We start from the raw sequence: 15,042 nt of genomic DNA, 5'->3' as shown, positions 1-15,042 counted from the left end.
GACGATGCGGCTCCGCCGCCCTTCCGAGCCTTCCTTGGCGCGGATTTCCCGCGTCGCCGCGACCCCGTCCAGGACGGGCATCTGGATATCCATCAGGACCAGATCAAAGTTCGCCTCGGCCAGCGCGTCCACGGCCTGGCGCCCATCGGCGACGACCACGGGAACGACCCCCAGGGAATGCAGGATGGTCCTGAGCACCAGCTGGTTCGTCACGTTGTCCTCGGCGGCCAGGACGCGCAGCGCGCCGAGGTCGACCGGCTCACCATCCAGCTCCAATTCCGCCGCCGGCGGAGGTGGCGATGCGCCCAGGTGTTCGAGCGGAAGGCGGACCACGAACGTGGTTCCGCGTCCCGCTTCGCTGCGGGCGTCGATTGTGCCGCCCATAAGCTCGGAGATGTGTCGGCAGATGGTCAGGCCCAAGCCGGTGCCGCCGTAGCGGCGCGTGGTGGAGCTGTCGGCCTGGGTGAATTTCTCGAACAGCCGCGGCAGGTTTTCGGGCGCCACGCCCACGCCCGTGTCGGATACCGACATGATGAGCTCGTCGCGCTCGCCCTCCAGCGCCCGATCGATGACGACCACCACCTCGCCTTCGTCGGTGAACTTGATAGCGTTGGAGATGAGGTTGTACAGCAACTGGCGCACGCGCACGGAGTCGCCCCGCCACATCCCCTTCGCGGTCTCGGCGACTCGCAGGCCGAACGAGAGCCCCTTGCTGTTCGCGGCCGTGGTGAAGACGGCGTAGGCGCCCCCGGCGACCTCCTCAATGTCGAACGGTTCGGCCTCGATCTCCAGCCGGCCCGCCTCGATCTTCGAGAAGTCGAGGACGTCATTGAGCACGGCCAGCAGCGAGGCGCCGGACTTGCGGATCACGTCCAACTGCTCGTGTTGCTCGGCGGTCATGGAGGAATTGGCCAGGACCTGGGCCATGCCCAGGACCCCGTTCAAGGGCGTGCGGATCTCGTGGCTCATGTTCGCGACGAACTCCGACTTCAACCGGGTCGCGTCCTCGGCGGAGTCGCGCGCCGCGGTGACCTCGATCAGGGCGTCATTCAGGCTGTCGCTGTAGATTTCGAGGTCCGCGAGCAAGGCGTTGAAGTTCTCGGTGAGGCGGCCGATTTCGTCCTCGCTGACGACGGGGACAGGAGCACCGAAGTCCCTGGTTCGGCGGACGGTTTCGATTGCGAGGTTGAGCGCGTGCAGGGGAGCCAGGGTGCGGACCGCCAGCAACGCGGACAGGACCCCGGCGAACAAGGTGGCCAACAGCGACAGCCCGCCGGCGATGAGGGCATTGCGACGAAGCGTGGCCCTGATTTCTTCGTTGCTCGCCCGGATCACCAACTCGCCCAGCCGACGACCATTCGCGACGACTGGAACGTGGATGTCGGCGCCGTGGGCGTGCTTTGCGCTCTGCATCGTCACCACGCCGAGCGGGGCCGCCAGGGTCACCCGCTCGTCCTCAGGCACGAATAGGATTGGGGGGCCGCCGGTCGGATAGTAGGCCGCCCAGGCCATGCCTTCGGAAGAGCGGTAGATGCTGCGCGCCTCTGTGGCGCCGCCGGGGCCCACGAGAGCGTTCGCCATGTGCCGGCCGACCTCGCCCTGGTCATAGATCAGGTCGGCCTCGTCCGCCCGCCAGGCCAGCGACAGGAAGATCGCGAGGGCCAGGATGAGTGCGCCGACCGTCGAAACGAGCGACAGGCCTACGACCTTGCGGATGAATGAGGTGCGAAGCAGGCCGCGGGGACCCCTGGCCGCCGGCGGGTTCGAACTCGGGAACTGGGCGCGAGCCTTCATGCGGATGGGGTGTGACGGAGGTTGCTTAAGGGCCCGACGTCGAGGCTGTGCGCCCAAACGCCACAGGGTCGGCCGACACGCGCGCCGTTCGCCTAGGTTCTCTGAAGCCGGCGTGGCACTCTGGTCGTATCAGCGAGGAAGCAGGATGAGGGCAGGATGCGCGGGCTGACGGCTCTGGTTTCCGGCGTTGCGGCGGCCATCATCGCCGGGGCGGCTCCCGCCCGGGCGGAGATCCGCGCGCTGGTGGTGGCGGTCTCCGAATACACCGCCCCGATCTCCTCGCTGGAGGGACCGCCGAACGACGCGGCGGCCTTGACCGCGGTGCTGAAGGGGGAGGGCGCCACGGACGTGATCTCGCTGCGGGACAGCCAAGCCACGCGGGCCAATGTCCGCGCGGCCCTTGAGGGTCTGGGCAAGCGGTCCAAGCCCGGCGACTGGGTGATCTTCTTCTACGCCGGCCACGGGGCACAGGCCCGCTCGGCTGACGCCAGCGAGACCGACGGCATGGATGAGTTCCTGGTGTTGGGCGGATTCCGCGCGGCCAAGCCCGACACAAACCAGTTCATCCTCGACGACGACCTGCGCGGTTGGCTGACCAACTTCTTCCCGTCCACGGTCAACGTCCTGCAGATCGCCGACGCATGCCACTCGGGCACCATGAACCGGGCGGTCGGCCGCAGCGTGTTCAAGACCCGCCAGGCGCTGCCGAGCGCCCTGGCCATCGCCCTGCCGCCCGGTCCGCCGGATCCGGCGGCGAAGGCGCCCGCGGGGGGGCTGCCGCCGAACCTGGTCTATGTGGGCGCCGCTCAGGACAACCAGTTCGCCCTGGAAGGACCTCTGCCGCAGGGGGATTCGCCCTCTCGCGGCCTGCTGACCTACGCGCTCGAGGGCGCGCTCAAGGAGCGCCGGTCAAACGGCAACCTGGCGGCGGACCTGGACGACGACGGGAAGCTGTCGCTGGTGGAGCTGGCCTCCAGCCTGGAGACCCGCACGCGAGAGCTTTCCTCGACCCAGCAGTGGGCCTCCACGTCGGTGCCGCCGCGCAACGAACGCAGCGTTGTGTTCCAGCCGTTGAAGGCGCCACCGCCCGAGGAGCGTCCCATCCAGGTCAAGGCCGCGGACGACCAGGCCGCAGACCTGCTGGGCGGCAAGGGGCCCTGGGCCTCGATCCCGCGCGGCGCGCCCGATCTGACATGGTCGGCCAAGGAAGGCTGGGTCACCGACTCGAAGGGCGACCGGGTCGCCGAGAACCTGACCAGCGCCGAGGCTCTGGCGGGCGTCATCGTCAAGCGCCGGGTGGTCCGCGAGCTGGCCGGCGTGGCCAACGAACGGCAGCTGAAGGTGGCGATCGGCCCGCGTCCGCCCGGTCAGCTCTACAAGGCCGGCGAGAGCGTAGACCTGGCGGTCACCCATCGGGGCGCGGCCGTCTACCTCACCGCCTTCAACCTCGCCGGCGACGGCACGGTGCAGAGGCTCTATCCGCTGGAGGACGACGGCGACGGCCGGATGGCGGCGGGCGACACGCGCGTGGTGATGGCGCGCACCAAGGCTGCGGCGCCCTTCGGGGTCGATAATGTGGTGGCGCTGGCGACGCCCGACGAGCCGAAGGTTCTGCGCGCGACGCTGGCCCGCATCGACGGCAAGCGCGCACCCGAGGTGGCGGCAGGCGCCGTCAGAGACGAGCTGGACCAGGCGCGCGGCAAGGCCGCGATGGCGCTGGGCGAGCTCTACACCGGTCCCTAGTTCTTGGTCGCGTAGGCCTCGAGCGCAGCGCGGGCGGCTCGGGCGCAGTCGCCCCTCTGAACGGCCAGGATGTCGTCCAGCGTCTTCAACGTCGTCGGATCCGGGCAGACGCCGCCGCGGCGGCCGCCGAAGGTGCGGCCCGTAGGCGGCGGATCGATCAGGACGCGCAAGGCCTCGAGACGCGCCGAATCGCCCTGCGAACGCCGCACCGGGGCTACGGCGCCCGCAGCGCCGCCCTTGAGGGTCGTCACGTCGCCCGCGGCGGCGATGAGGGTCAGGGTCTGGCCGGGGGCCAGGTTCACCCTCTGGCCGGCGCTCAAGGTCAGGCCCGCCTTGATCGCGGGGTCGGTGGACTTCACGACCACATAGTCGGCCGCCCGCGCGGTCCCTGCCGCGGCGATCGCCAAGGCGACCCCGATGATGATCCCGCGCATGGCGTCATACCCCCAGCCCTTACGGCGTTACTGAATGAACCTGCCGGGACAATGGTCAAGAGATTGCCCCCATCGGGCGATACGCCTCCCTAGAGGAGCCGCGCCGCCGCCAGGCGCGCCACCGCCTGGGTCCGGTTCACGGCGCCCAGCTTCCTGCGGGCGTTGTCCACGTGGAAGCGGACAGTGGTTTCCGACAGCCCGAGGATTACCGAGATATCCCAATCGGACTTGCCCTCGGCCACCCAGCCCAGAGTGTCCCGCTCGCGGGCGGTCAGGCGCACGTCCTCGTCGCCGGGCGGGGAAGCGAAAGTCATCAGGCGCTCGGTGAGCATCAGTCCCGCGAGCTGGATCGCGAGCGCATCCTGCGGCCCCAGGTCCGGCTCGCGGAAGCCCAGGTGCAGGGAGGCGATGGTGCGGTGGGCGCCGTAGGAGGTCGCACAGACCGCGTCGCCGATGCCGGCCTCGCTCATGGCTTCCCAGTAGCCGCCGAAGCTGGCCTGCTCGCGCGGCGCGAAATCGCTGAACCGGTAGCGGGTGAGCCCTCCACGGATGGCCTCGAGCAGCGGATTGTTCTCAAAACAGACGTAGTCGAAGGCCGCTGAGCCCTCGCGCCAGGTCTCGGGCGCGATCCGTGCGACGATCCCGCCGGCGGCGAAATGAGCCGCTGAGGTGAGTGGCAAGAGCGGACGCCGATAGAGCCGGGTCTGCAGGTACGAGGCCCCCAGGTCGCTGAGGGCGCCGAAGAACGCCTCGCTGGCGGCCTCCGGTGTCGCCGCCGCAAGCGCGCCGTCCGCGAAGCTCATCGCGCGTTTCAGCATGAGACCGGATCCACACCCCCCAGGACGCCGCGCACGATCCTAGCAAGTCCGCCGCCAATTGGTAATTCCACAGCGTCAACCCCTCGAATTCGAGAGCTGTTCGCTCCTGCTCGGGCGCCCGAGACTCTGGGCAACCCTACGCAGCAGCCTGAGACACGGCGGCTGCGCGGGGGCGGCGGCGGGCGAAACCGTGTCAATCGCCCGCCGCCGCCGAACTCTCGGCGAACTTCGACAGACGCGGCCTTGCCAAAGGCGCGCATTTGCGTATTTTCCGCGCCCTCGCCGCCGGCCCCTTGGGGACCAACGGGGTGCGGGTGCTTAGCTCAGTTGGTAGAGCAGCTGACTCTTAATCAGCGGGTCGAGGGTTCGAATCCCCCAGCACCCACCATCCTGCTCCGCCATGAGGGGCTTTGCAGGGCAAGCCCTTCGCCCTGCGGCGAAAGAGGCTGGCGGAAAGCGACTGTGGTAGCCTGACTCCATGCCCGCGCCCTCCGTAGACTTCGACTACCTGGAAACCTTCGCCGCAGGCGACATGACCGTCGTCACCGAGGTGCTGACCCTCTTTCGGCAGCAGGCTGACGCCTGGCTGGCGCAACTGGAGACCCCGGGCGACGACTGGCGGGACCTCGTCCACCTCATCAAGGGCTCGGCCCGTGGAATCGGGGCCACGGCGCTCGGCGACGTCGCCGACAGCGCCGAGCGCGGCGACGTAGGCATGGCGCCGCAGGTCCGCGCCGCCCTCAAGGACGCCCTGGCCGACATCGAGGGCTACCTGTCGCGCGTCGGCGGCGGCTAGCGCAGGATCGAGGCGCGGTAGGTCTCCACCAGGTAGCTGAACGGCCGCCCGTCGGGGGCCTGCAGGACGGCGCGGTGCTGCAGGATGTCGGAGGGAATCGCCACCGGCGTCTCGTAGAGCTCCGGCTCGCTCTCCCAACCCGCCGGCAAGGGCTCGAACAGCGCGCGGACCGTGAGCGTGCGCCGCCTGAAGCCCAGTGGGGCGACCACCACGCCGAACGGCCGCTCGGTGGTCTGCAGGGTCGTGTTCATCTGCTGCGTCAGACGGTTGGGCAGGTACCAGTTGTCGGCCCGCGACAGCACGACCTCGCCGCACAGCAACTCGACCCGACGGTGGCGCATGGGCTCAGCGGGACTGGCGCCCAGCAGGCGGCGCGCGGCGGCCGCCAGGCGCAGGTCGTCGGAGACGGGCCCCTTCCGGGCGCGGATCTTCCCGGCCCCGGGGCTGCGGCGGTCGCAGTAGGCCTGGAGGACCGCCGTGGCGCTGTCGTGGCTGAGGAGCGCGGCGTTCAGGGCCTGGACCTGGTCCTGCAGCCGCGTGCGCTGGTCCAGGGCGCGACTCGGATCCATGCCGGCGGTCTGGGCGACCGCGGCGGAGGCCGTGATCAGGAGCGCCGCGGTCCAGGCCCAGCGCATCACGACGTCAGATGCCGGCGCCGTTGTCGATGGCCCGCAGCGCGTCCTCGTGCGCCAGGGCCTCGGCCTCGATCCAGCCGATGAAGGCCTTCACCTGCGGCAGCCTGCCCTTGGCCTTGGGGTGGACCAGGTAATAGGCGAAGTCGACGGCGGTCTCGATCTGCAGCGGGGCGACCAGCCGCCCCGCTTCCAGGTCGGCCAGCGCCAGGGAGCGCTTGGCCAACGCCACGCCACGGCCATTGGCGGCGGCCTCGATCACCAGGCTGGATTGGTTGAACCGCGGGCCGCGGTGGCCGTCGATCCCGCGCAGGCCGCGGGCCGCCAGCCACATGGGCCAGTCGGGGCAGCTGTCGTCGATCTCCGGCGAGCCGTCGTGCAGCAGGGTGTGGTTGGCGAGGTCCTCGGGGGTCTCCAGGGGCTGCTCGGCCAGAAGGCCAGGACTGATCACCGGGATCACCGCCTCGCTGACCAGCCGGCGCACCTCCAGCCCCGGATAGCGGCCGGCCCCGTATCGCAGCGCCAGGTCTACCTCGCCGGCGGCGAGGTCGACGAGTTCCATGCCCGCGTTTAGCCAGACGTCCACGTTCGGATGCGCACGCTCGAAGGCGCCCAGGCGCGGCGCCAGCCACTTGGCGGCAAACGAGGGCGGGGCGGTGATCGTCAAGCGGCGACCGTCGACCGCGGCGGTCAGCAGGCTGGCGGCCTCGGCCAGCCGATCGAAGGCTTCGCGCAGCGCGGGCAGGGCGGTCTGGGCCGCGTCGGTCAGCAGGAGGCCCTTGGGCGTGCGCTTGAACAGCGCCGCGCCCACATAGTCCTCCAGGTTCTGGATCTGCTGGCTGACCGCGCCCGGCGTTACCGACAGCTCGTCGGCGGCGCGGCTGAAGTTCAGGTGGCGCGCCGCGGCCTCGAACGCCCTCAGCGCATTGAGGGGGGGAAGCCGGCGTCGGTGGGTGTTCCGATCCATCGATAGAGAATTCCTGACGACCCCGGCAGAAGTCCTTGGGTTGCGAATTGGGCGCTCGCTGCCCTTATTGCAAGCATCCGCTGGAGTATCGGCCCTTTTCAGCAGCGGATGATGATGGGGCGGACGCAAGTCCGTCCCACAGTGTTTCTGGGGCCAGCGTGTCGATAGAGAAGCTAACATGGCCGGCAGCGGCGACAGACGCAAGCGAACGGAACATCTGGTCATGCTGGGCGGTCCACGCCCGGCGCACGTCCCTGGCCGGGTCACGCTGGCCGGCGCCGGGCCGGGCGATCCGGAGCTCCTCACGCTCAAGGCTCTAAAGGCGCTGCAGGCGGCCGACGTGGTGGTCCATGACGGCCTTGTCTCCGAGGAGATCCTGGCGTTGGCGCCCGCGGGGGCCCGGCTGATCTCTGTCGCCAAGCGCAAGTCGCGCCATTCCTACAGCCAGGACGAGATCAACCGCATGCTGGTGGCCTTCGCGCTCGAAGGCTTGAACGTCGTGCGCCTGAAGGGCGGCGATCCCTTCATCTTCGGCCGCGGGGGCGAGGAATTGGAGGCCTGCCGCGAGGCCGGCGTCGAGTGCGTGATCATCCCCGGCGTCACCGCCGCCCTGGCGGCGGGCGCGAGCGCCGGCGCGCCTTTGACCCACCGGGGCTCTGCCCAGGCAGTCACCTTCGTCACCGGCCACGCCCAGAACGGCGAGCCTGACCTGGACTGGGAGAGCCTGGCCAAGGCCAACCAGACGGTGGTGATTTACATGGGCCTGTCCATGGCGGCCCCTATCGCCACGCGCCTGGTCGGCGCGGGCCGCGCCGCCTCGACCCCGGCGCTGATCGTCGAGAACGCCAGTCGCCCCGACGAGCGTCGCATCGCCACCACGCTGGCCGGTCTGCCGCAGGCGGCCGCCGCCATCCGAGGCCCGGCGCTGCTCATCGTCGGCGAGGCCATGGCGTTGGCCCGGCCCTCCGCTCAGCCCCGCGAGGGCGAGGACCTCGAGGGGATGGCGCCGTCCACCATCAGTGTCGGTTCCCGCCTGCGCGGGAACGAGCGGAGTTCCACATGAGAGCCTTGACCGCCAACCGCCTGATCGACGGCGAGGTCGTGTTCTGGAAGGCCGGCGAGTGGGTCGAACGATTCGCCGATGCCGACCTGTTCGAGGCCGGCGACCCGCGGGCGGAAGCCGCCGAGGCGCACGGCAAGAACCAGCCCACCGTGGTTGTGGAGCCCTACCTGATCGACTTGATCGAGTCCGAAGGCCTTTGGGCGCCGGTCAGCTACCGCGAACGCATCCGGGCCCTGGGCCCGTCCAACCTTCCCCACGGCAAGCAGACCGAAGGGGGCGCGGCGATCGCGGCCCTGCTGCACGCCCACGGCGGGGCCCGCTCCAAGGGCCGCGTCGACCTCATCAAGCGCAAGTGAGCGGCCGATGTACCAATACGACGCCATCGACAGGGATATGCTTGCCGACCGCAGCGCGGAGTTCCGCGGCCAGGTGGCCCGGCGGCTGGCCGGCGAGCTGAACGAAGACCAGTTCAAGCCGCTGCGCCTGCGCAACGGCCTCTACCTGCAGCTGCATGCCTACATGCTGCGGATCGCAGTTCCCTACGGCTCGCTGAACCCGGCCCAGCTGCGCAAGCTGGCCTGGATCGCGCGCACCTACGACAAGGGCTACGGCCACTTCACCACCCGCACCAACCTGCAGCTGCACTGGATCAAGCTGCGGGACGCCCCGGACATCATGGATCATCTGGCCAGCGTCGACATGCACGCCATCCAGACCAGCGGCAACTGCGTGCGCAACGTCAGCGCCGACCCCTATGCAGGCGCCACCTCCGAGGAGGTCGACGACCCGCGGGTTTGGGCCGAGGCGATCCGCCAGTGGTCGACGGTGCACCCCGAGTTCTCGTACCTGCCCCGCAAGTTCAAGATCGCTGTCACCGCCGCGCCCAAGGACCGCACGGCCGCCAAGACCCACGACATCGGCCTCAACCTGAAACGCGCTCGCGACGGCGCGCTGGGCTTCGAGGTGATGGTCGGCGGCGGGCTGGGCCGCTCGCCCTACATCGCCCCCACGATCCGCCAGTTCCTTCCGGCCAGCCGCCTGTTCTCGTACCTGGAGGCGATCCTGCGGGTCTACAATCGCCACGGCCGGCGCGACAACATCCACAAGGCGCGCATCAAGGTGCTGGTCGCCACCCTGGGCCGCGACGAGTTCGCCCATCAGGTCGAGGCGGAATGGGAGAAGATCGGCGCGGCCGTGGACCTGCCGGATGACGAACTGGCCCGCATCCGCGGCGCGTTCACGCCGAACAGCTTCGAAACCCTGCCGCCCCGGTCCGAGGCGCTGGAAGCCGCCCGCGCCGCGACGCCCGCCTTCGCCCGGTTCGCGCGCAACAATCTGAAGCCGCATAAGGTCCCCGGCTACGGCATCGTGGAGATCTCGCTGAAGGCGATCGGCGAGACTCCCGGCGATGCGACCTCCGAGCAGATGGAGGTTGTGGCCGACCTCGCAGAGCGGTTCGGCCAGAACGACATCCGGGTCACACACGAGCAGAACCTGGTCCTGCCGCACGTGAAGCTGGACGATGTGCCCACGGTCTGGGCCGCACTCGCCGAGGCAGGCCTGGCCACGCCCAACATGAACCTGGTCAGCGACATCATCGCCTGCCCGGGCCTGGATTACTGCGCGCTCGCCAACGCCCGGGCGATCTCCATTGCCCAGAACATCGCCAAGACCTTCGCCGACCCGGATCGCGCCGAGAAGGTCGGCGAGCTGAAGGTCAAGATCTCGGGCTGCATCAACGCCTGCGGTCACCACCACGTCGGCCACATCGGCATCCTCGGCGTCGACAAGAAGGGTGAGGAATTCTACCAGCTCACCCTCGGCGGGTCGGCGGCGGAAGACGCCGCGGTCGGCCAGGCGCTGGGTCCGGCCCTGCCGCACGACAAGGTGGCCGAAGCCGTCGACACCCTCGTCGACGTCTACCTGCGCGAGCGCCAGGACGGCGAGCGCTTCCTGGACACCTTCCGCCGCACTGGCGTGACGCCCTTCAAGGAGGCGGTCTATGCCGACGCACATTAGTCTTCGTGACGGCGTCTTCGGCCTCGCCGAGGACCCGTTCACCACGGTCTCGGATGATTGGGCCATCCCGCAAGGCGATGTGATCGTCTCCCTGACCCGGTTCGACTCGGAAGGTGACCGGCTGCTCGCTGAGGGCCGCAAGGTCGGCGTTCGCCTGGAAGCCGGCGAGGATGTCGAGGCGCTGACCTACGACCTGCCGCGGATTTCGGTGGTGGCGCTGGTGTTCCCCAAGTTCGGCGACGGACGGGCCTACAGCTACGCGCGGCTGCTGCGCGATCGCTACGGGTTCAAGGGTGAGATCCGTGCGGTCGGCGACGTGCTGCGCGAGCAGGCGGGCTTCATGGTCCGCTGCGGTTTCGACACCTTCGAGCCGGCGGACGGCTCCACCCCGGAAGTCTGGGCCCAGGCGGCCCAGCGCTTCCGCCACGTCTATCAACGCGGTTCCGACGTGCGTACGCCGGCCTTTGCGGAGCGCCAGCCATGAGCCTCGCCTACGACGCCTTCGATCGCACCGGCCCCCTGGCCATCCGCCTGGACGCCGAGCTGCGCCGCGCCCACCCGCGCACCATCCTGGAGGCCGCCGTCGAGAGTTTCGGCGACAAGCTGGCCCTGGTCTCGTCCTTCGGCGCCGAATCCGCCGTGCTGCTGGATATCGCCGCGAAGGTGAAGCCGGACATCGCGGTGCTGTTCCTCGACACCGGCATGCTGTTCGGCCAGACCCTGGACTACCGCCGCCAGCTGGCCGAGCGCCTGGGTCTGACCAACGTCCGCGACCTGCGGCCCCAGTATCAGGACCTGGCCACCGGCGACCCGCAGGCGAACCTGTGGCAGACCGACACCGACGCCTGCTGCCATATCCGCAAGGTGCTGCCGCTCGACCGGGCGCTGGGCGAATTCGACGCCTGGATCACGGGGCGCAAGCGCTTCCATGGCGGCGATCGGCTGAACCTGCCGGTGGTCGAGCAGGCCGATGGCCAAGTGAAGTTCAATCCCCTGGCCAACTGGGGCAAGGAAGACCTCGACGCCTATATCGCCGAGCACGACCTGCCGCCGCATCCGCTGGTCGCCCAGGGCTTCCCGTCCGTCGGCTGCTGGCCCTGCACCCAGCCAGCCGAGCCCGGCGAGGACGTGCGCGCCGGCCGCTGGAAGGGCCTGGACAAGACCGAGTGCGGCATCCATCTGGCGCGTGCGCCAGGGACCCCGAACAACGTCGGCGGCGATATCTAGGGCTTTACGGATGAACGATGTGAGCGTGGCCCGGCCAGCCCTGAAGGCCTCTGGCGCCTTCTATGTTGAGACGGTGACGTGGGTCCAGCACTGGACCCCGACCCTGTTCTCGTTCCGCACGACGCGCGATCCGGGCCTGCGATTCTCCAGTGGCCAGTTCGTTATGGTCGGCCTGGTGAAGGAGGACGGAAAGCCGCTGGTGCGCGCCTATTCGATTGCCTCCCCCTCGTGGCACGAGGAGTTGGAGTTCTATTCGATCAAGGTGCCGGACGGCCCGCTGACCTCGCGCCTGCAGAACATCAAGGTGGGCGACGAGGTGCTGATCGGCCGCAAGCCCACCGGCACCCTGGTGCTGGACGGCCTGAAGCCCGGCAAGCGCCTGTGGATGCTGGGCACCGGCACCGGCTTGGCCCCCTGGCTAAGCCTGGCCCGCGACCCGGAGGTCTACGAGCGCTTCGACGACGTGATCGTCACCCACACCGTGCGCCAGGTGGCCGATCTCAATTACCGCGACCTGTTCGAGCGCGAACTGGCGGAGGACGAGATCTTGTCGGAGGTGATCGGCGGCAAGCTCAAATACTACCCGACGGTGACCCGCGAGGACTTCCGCACCAGGGGCCGCATCACCGACCTGATCGCCTCCGGTCAGGTCTTCAGGGACCTGGGCCTGCCGCCGCTTGATCCCGCCGTGGACCGCGTCATGCTCTGCGGCGGCCCCTCGGTGCTGGCCGACCTGAAGCAGCAGCTTCTCGCCCTCGGCTATGTCGAGGGTTCCATAGCGCAGCCCGGCGACTTCGTCCTCGAGCGCGCTTTCGTCGAGACCTAGTCGGTTCGCTCGCGGCGCGACCGGGCGACCGTCAGCGCCGGTCCGGTTTCCGCGGCGGTCGGGGACGTCGGCGGGCGCAGGGCCTCCTGCAGGGCCACCGTCCGCGCAGCCAGGTCGTTGAACTGGCGGGTCACGCCGGACACCGGATCCCTCACCGTGGTCCCTGTCAGGAAGCCCGACAGCTTCGCCTCCTGGCCGACCTTGCGCGAACTGACATGCCGGAACAGCGACTTGGTGTTCCTCTGATTGCCGGTTTCGCCGTTGTGGCAGCCGTTGCAGGTGTTCAGCGAGAACACGTGGCGCACGTCGTTGTCCGCAATGCTCATCGTCGGCCAGAAGAAGCTCGGGCTGTTGCCCCTGACGTCGGAACGTCCGGACAGCAGGGGCTCACCGTTGAAGTCGAGAGGCACACGCGCGGACTGCGCCTTCACCGCCTCGGCGTTGGCGTTGAGCCAGTTGGACAGCGCCTGCCGGTTGGCCCTCAGGTCCGGCGTCTGCCGCACCGTGGTGAAGGCGAGGGCCCCGGTCGTGGCGATCTGGAACTCGCGCAGCTGCCAGGGCGAACCCAGGGCGACCTCGTTGGTGCGCAGCTGGTTCAGCGCGTTGCCGTTCGGCTTGGCCGGATTGCTCCCGCGGCCGCTGAACCGGTCGGTGACCGTCTGCAGGGCCGCGTTGTACGCGGGCCCGAACGGAATACCCCCCAGGGCGTGGAACCGCTCGGCCCAGGCGTTCACGTCGGCTTGGTCGTTGCCGACGAGCCCGTACTCGAAGATGACCGTGAAGCGCAGGGACTTCGACGCGGGGTCAGAGGCGGGGCCGTTCAAGGCTTCGAACACGAACCGCCCTTCGCCGGCGCTGACGATCTGCTCGCCGCTGAAGCGCACCAGGTCCGGGCGGTAGACAATGCCCAGCAGCCGGAAGGGCGCGTTCGCGAAGTTGGGGGTCCAGGTGGCGAAGTCCGTGGCGCCATCCCGCGCCATCCATTTGCGGATGATGACCTTGTCGACCTTTCGGTCGTCCATCGAGAAGGTGTTGACGGGCGTGGTCGTGCGCCAGGTGGCCAGCCAGTCCTTGGTGAACTGCGCCGCTCCGGCGTCGGTCGGCGCCATGGCCGTCATCAGTCCGCCGAACGACCAGGGTCCGGCGCCCAGCGCGCGCGGATCGTCGACCACCGAGACGTGGGTGATGAAGAGCTCCCGCTTGGCGTCGACCACCGGCCCGGGCGGCGTCGGCATCGGTGGCATTGGTGGCGTCGGAGAGGTCGGCGCGGAGTCCGTCATACAGCCGCCGATCCCAACGCTCAGGAGTCCGATGGCGGCCAGACAGGTGAGGGTTCGGTGTTTCATCATGGCTAAAACCCCAGGCGCCGGCGGCCCAATCCGAGCGGCGCCGTAGGACGATACGACCGGGATCAACCAAAAGACGAGTCTGCTCTACTCTTGCGAGACATTCTCCAGGACCCACCGAGCCCGGTCTCCGACGCTCAGCCGCGGGACGATGACAGGGGTGTAGCCAAGCTCGGGCAGGGTTCGGACGATCTGGTCGAAGACCGCCGGCATCTTCGACCAGTCCTCGCGCCGCTCGTTGTCGGTCCCGTAGATCTCGCGCCACGGCGGGAAGACGAACACCTTGGCGTTGTAGCGACGCGCGTAGATGGCCTCGCGCAGCGTCGGCGAGGGCGAGACGCCGTTCGCGCCGTACATGTCCATCAGCCCGCGGTCGAAGAACACCCGCCGGGTCTCCCTCGCCAGCCGGTCGAAATCGGCGATGTCGCGGGCGGTCGTCAGGTCGCAGCAGGCCTGTGGGTCGATCCAGGGCAAGCCGCGGCCGCCGCTTGCCGCCTGTTCGCGGATCACCGCGCGGATGTTCTCCTCGACGACCAGTTCGCCGGCCGCCTGCAGATGGCGGATCAGCGTGGTCTTGCCGGTCCCGCCGCCCCCGGTGAAGACGAAGAAATTGGGTTTGTGGGTGATCACGTCGCGGTCCCTTGGACACGTGTTCGCGGCCCCGGGATCGGGACTGCGCAGGCGGTCAGGGAAAAGGGTGGGCGGAAGCCCTACTTCGGCGGGCAGCCTTCGAACTTGCCGACCTTCACCGCGGTCAGCTTCGTCAGGTTCAGCGCACGCATCGGCTTCATGGAAGCCGCGCCGGTGCCGGTATAGAGGTCGATGCGCTGGCCCTTGATCGCGCCGCCGACGTCGCTGGCGTACCAGTAGCCGTCATGAGCGCCGCCGTCGGGCATCTTCAGGCCCACGGTCTCCTTGATGAAGATGATCGTGCGGCGCGGAATGATCGTCTTGTCGACCGCGATCGTGCGCATCGGCACGACCTTGCAGCCCAGGCTGTCCAGCGAGCCGACGCCCTTGGCGCCCGCATGGTACAAGGTGGCCTTCAGGTTGAAGACGCCAGCGCCCGGCAGGGCGCCCGAGACAAGCGAATTCAGAAGATCACCAACGGGATCGTTCGGCGCGGCTTGCGCGTTCGAGGTGATCGCGATGGCGGAAAAAACTGCCAGGGCGGCGAGGCGGCGTCGCATGGACGGCGTCCTCCTTCGTCGTTGAACTGGTGGCCTAAGTCCTACCGGCTCAGCTACCCCGGGGCAACCCCCGACGGGCGCGACAAACCGACCTGTGAGCTTCTCTGATACCTCGTCCAGACGACTGGCGCTTGCCTTGCGAGGGGAAAATCGGCACTGCCCAGCTTGACCGGCGTGGAGGTGCTTC

15 protein-coding genes, 1 tRNA gene and 1 pseudogene are annotated in these 15,042 nt (G+C 69.1%); 9 read left to right on the top strand and 8 right to left on the bottom strand.

All coding sequences use genetic code 11. The annotated features are described in order from the left end of the window. A partial coding sequence (locus tag QZV94_RS03750; protein ID WP_293676462.1) for an ATP-binding protein occupies positions 1–1,794 on the bottom strand: 1,794 nt, incomplete at its 3' end. Positions 1,795–1,950: 156 nt separating this feature from the next. Here QZV94_RS03750 and QZV94_RS03745 point away from each other — a divergent pair. Then, on the top strand, positions 1,951–3,537 hold the full coding sequence (locus QZV94_RS03745; RefSeq protein WP_293676461.1) for a caspase family protein: 1,587 nt from the start codon (positions 1,951–1,953) through the stop codon (positions 3,535–3,537). Here the strand turns inward: QZV94_RS03745 and QZV94_RS03740 are convergent. Both QZV94_RS03740 and QZV94_RS03735 read right to left on the bottom strand, forming a co-directional pair. Continuing rightward, the gene (locus QZV94_RS03740) at positions 3,534–3,971 is read right to left on the bottom strand and encodes a hypothetical protein (protein ID WP_293676460.1); all 438 of its coding nucleotides are present in this window, start codon (positions 3,969–3,971) and stop codon (positions 3,534–3,536) included. The genes QZV94_RS03745 and QZV94_RS03740 overlap by 4 nt on opposite strands. Positions 3,972–4,060: 89 nt before the next feature. Beyond that, positions 4,061–4,789, bottom strand: a complete 729-nt coding sequence (locus QZV94_RS03735; RefSeq protein WP_293676459.1) for a LuxR C-terminal-related transcriptional regulator — start codon at positions 4,787–4,789, stop codon at positions 4,061–4,063. Between the two features lie 312 nt (positions 4,790–5,101). On the opposite strand from QZV94_RS03735, the gene QZV94_RS03730 reads away from it, so the two are divergent. Together QZV94_RS03730 and QZV94_RS03725 are read left to right on the top strand one after the other, a co-directional pair. Further along, positions 5,102–5,177: transfer RNA gene (locus tag QZV94_RS03730), tRNA-Lys, on the top strand. A 90-nt stretch (positions 5,178–5,267) separates the two neighbouring features. Continuing rightward, complete coding sequence (locus QZV94_RS03725; protein ID WP_293676458.1) at positions 5,268–5,585, top strand: Hpt domain-containing protein; 318 nt, start codon at positions 5,268–5,270, stop codon at positions 5,583–5,585. Here the strand turns inward: QZV94_RS03725 and QZV94_RS03720 are convergent. Further along, positions 5,582–6,220: a hypothetical protein gene (locus QZV94_RS03720; protein WP_293676457.1), complete on the bottom strand. Its 639-nt coding sequence runs from the start codon at positions 6,218–6,220 to the stop codon at positions 5,582–5,584. The genes QZV94_RS03725 and QZV94_RS03720 overlap by 4 nt on opposite strands. 7 nt (positions 6,221–6,227) lie before the next feature. Continuing rightward, positions 6,228–7,184: a transcriptional regulator GcvA gene (gcvA, locus tag QZV94_RS03715; RefSeq protein WP_293676456.1), complete on the bottom strand. Its 957-nt coding sequence runs from the start codon at positions 7,182–7,184 to the stop codon at positions 6,228–6,230. Between the two features lie 178 nt (positions 7,185–7,362). Here gcvA and cobA point away from each other — a divergent pair. The 6 genes and pseudogenes from cobA to QZV94_RS03685 all read left to right on the top strand — a co-directional run. Then, positions 7,363–8,142: pseudogene (cobA, locus tag QZV94_RS03710) on the top strand (uroporphyrinogen-III C-methyltransferase); the annotation flags it as partial. A 101-nt stretch (positions 8,143–8,243) separates the two neighbouring features. Beyond that, a complete protein-coding gene (locus tag QZV94_RS03705; RefSeq protein WP_293676455.1) occupies positions 8,244–8,603 on the top strand; it encodes a DUF2849 domain-containing protein in 360 nt (119 codons plus the stop codon). Between the two features lie 7 nt (positions 8,604–8,610). Continuing rightward, positions 8,611–10,266 (top strand): nitrite/sulfite reductase, encoded by a 1,656-nt coding sequence (locus QZV94_RS03700; RefSeq protein ID WP_293676454.1) that lies wholly within the window; start codon positions 8,611–8,613, stop codon positions 10,264–10,266. Next, on the top strand, positions 10,250–10,750 hold the full coding sequence (locus QZV94_RS03695; protein ID WP_293676453.1) for a DUF934 domain-containing protein: 501 nt from the start codon (positions 10,250–10,252) through the stop codon (positions 10,748–10,750). Before QZV94_RS03700 ends, QZV94_RS03695 begins: the two co-directional genes overlap by 17 nt. Then, on the top strand, positions 10,747–11,493 hold the full coding sequence (locus QZV94_RS03690) for a phosphoadenylyl-sulfate reductase (protein ID WP_293676452.1): 747 nt from the start codon (positions 10,747–10,749) through the stop codon (positions 11,491–11,493). Before QZV94_RS03695 ends, QZV94_RS03690 begins: the two co-directional genes overlap by 4 nt. 10 nt (positions 11,494–11,503) lie before the next feature. Further along, on the top strand, positions 11,504–12,319 hold the full coding sequence (locus tag QZV94_RS03685; protein ID WP_293676451.1) for a ferredoxin--NADP reductase: 816 nt from the start codon (positions 11,504–11,506) through the stop codon (positions 12,317–12,319). Here the strand turns inward: QZV94_RS03685 and QZV94_RS03680 are convergent. The 3 genes from QZV94_RS03680 to QZV94_RS03670 all read right to left on the bottom strand — a co-directional run bounded on the left by QZV94_RS03680 (position 12,316) and on the right by QZV94_RS03670 (position 14,855). Continuing rightward, positions 12,316–13,554, bottom strand: a complete 1,239-nt coding sequence (locus tag QZV94_RS03680; RefSeq protein ID WP_293676450.1) for a hypothetical protein — start codon at positions 13,552–13,554, stop codon at positions 12,316–12,318. The two genes, QZV94_RS03685 and QZV94_RS03680, sit on opposite strands and share 4 nt — an antisense overlap. A 198-nt stretch (positions 13,555–13,752) precedes the next feature. Continuing rightward, positions 13,753–14,295, bottom strand: coding sequence for an AAA family ATPase (locus QZV94_RS03675; protein ID WP_293676449.1), 543 nt, complete (start codon positions 14,293–14,295; stop codon positions 13,753–13,755). Between the two features lie 80 nt (positions 14,296–14,375). Further along, complete coding sequence (locus QZV94_RS03670) at positions 14,376–14,855, bottom strand: 3D domain-containing protein (protein ID WP_293676448.1); 480 nt, start codon at positions 14,853–14,855, stop codon at positions 14,376–14,378. Positions 14,856–15,042 lie beyond the last annotated feature (187 nt).

The organism is uncultured Phenylobacterium sp. (assembly GCF_902826855.1).
Classification (GTDB): Bacteria; Pseudomonadota; Alphaproteobacteria; order Caulobacterales; family Caulobacteraceae; genus Phenylobacterium.
The sequence above is the reverse complement of the archived record's forward strand: the minus strand, read 5'-3'. Positions and strand labels throughout refer to the sequence as shown.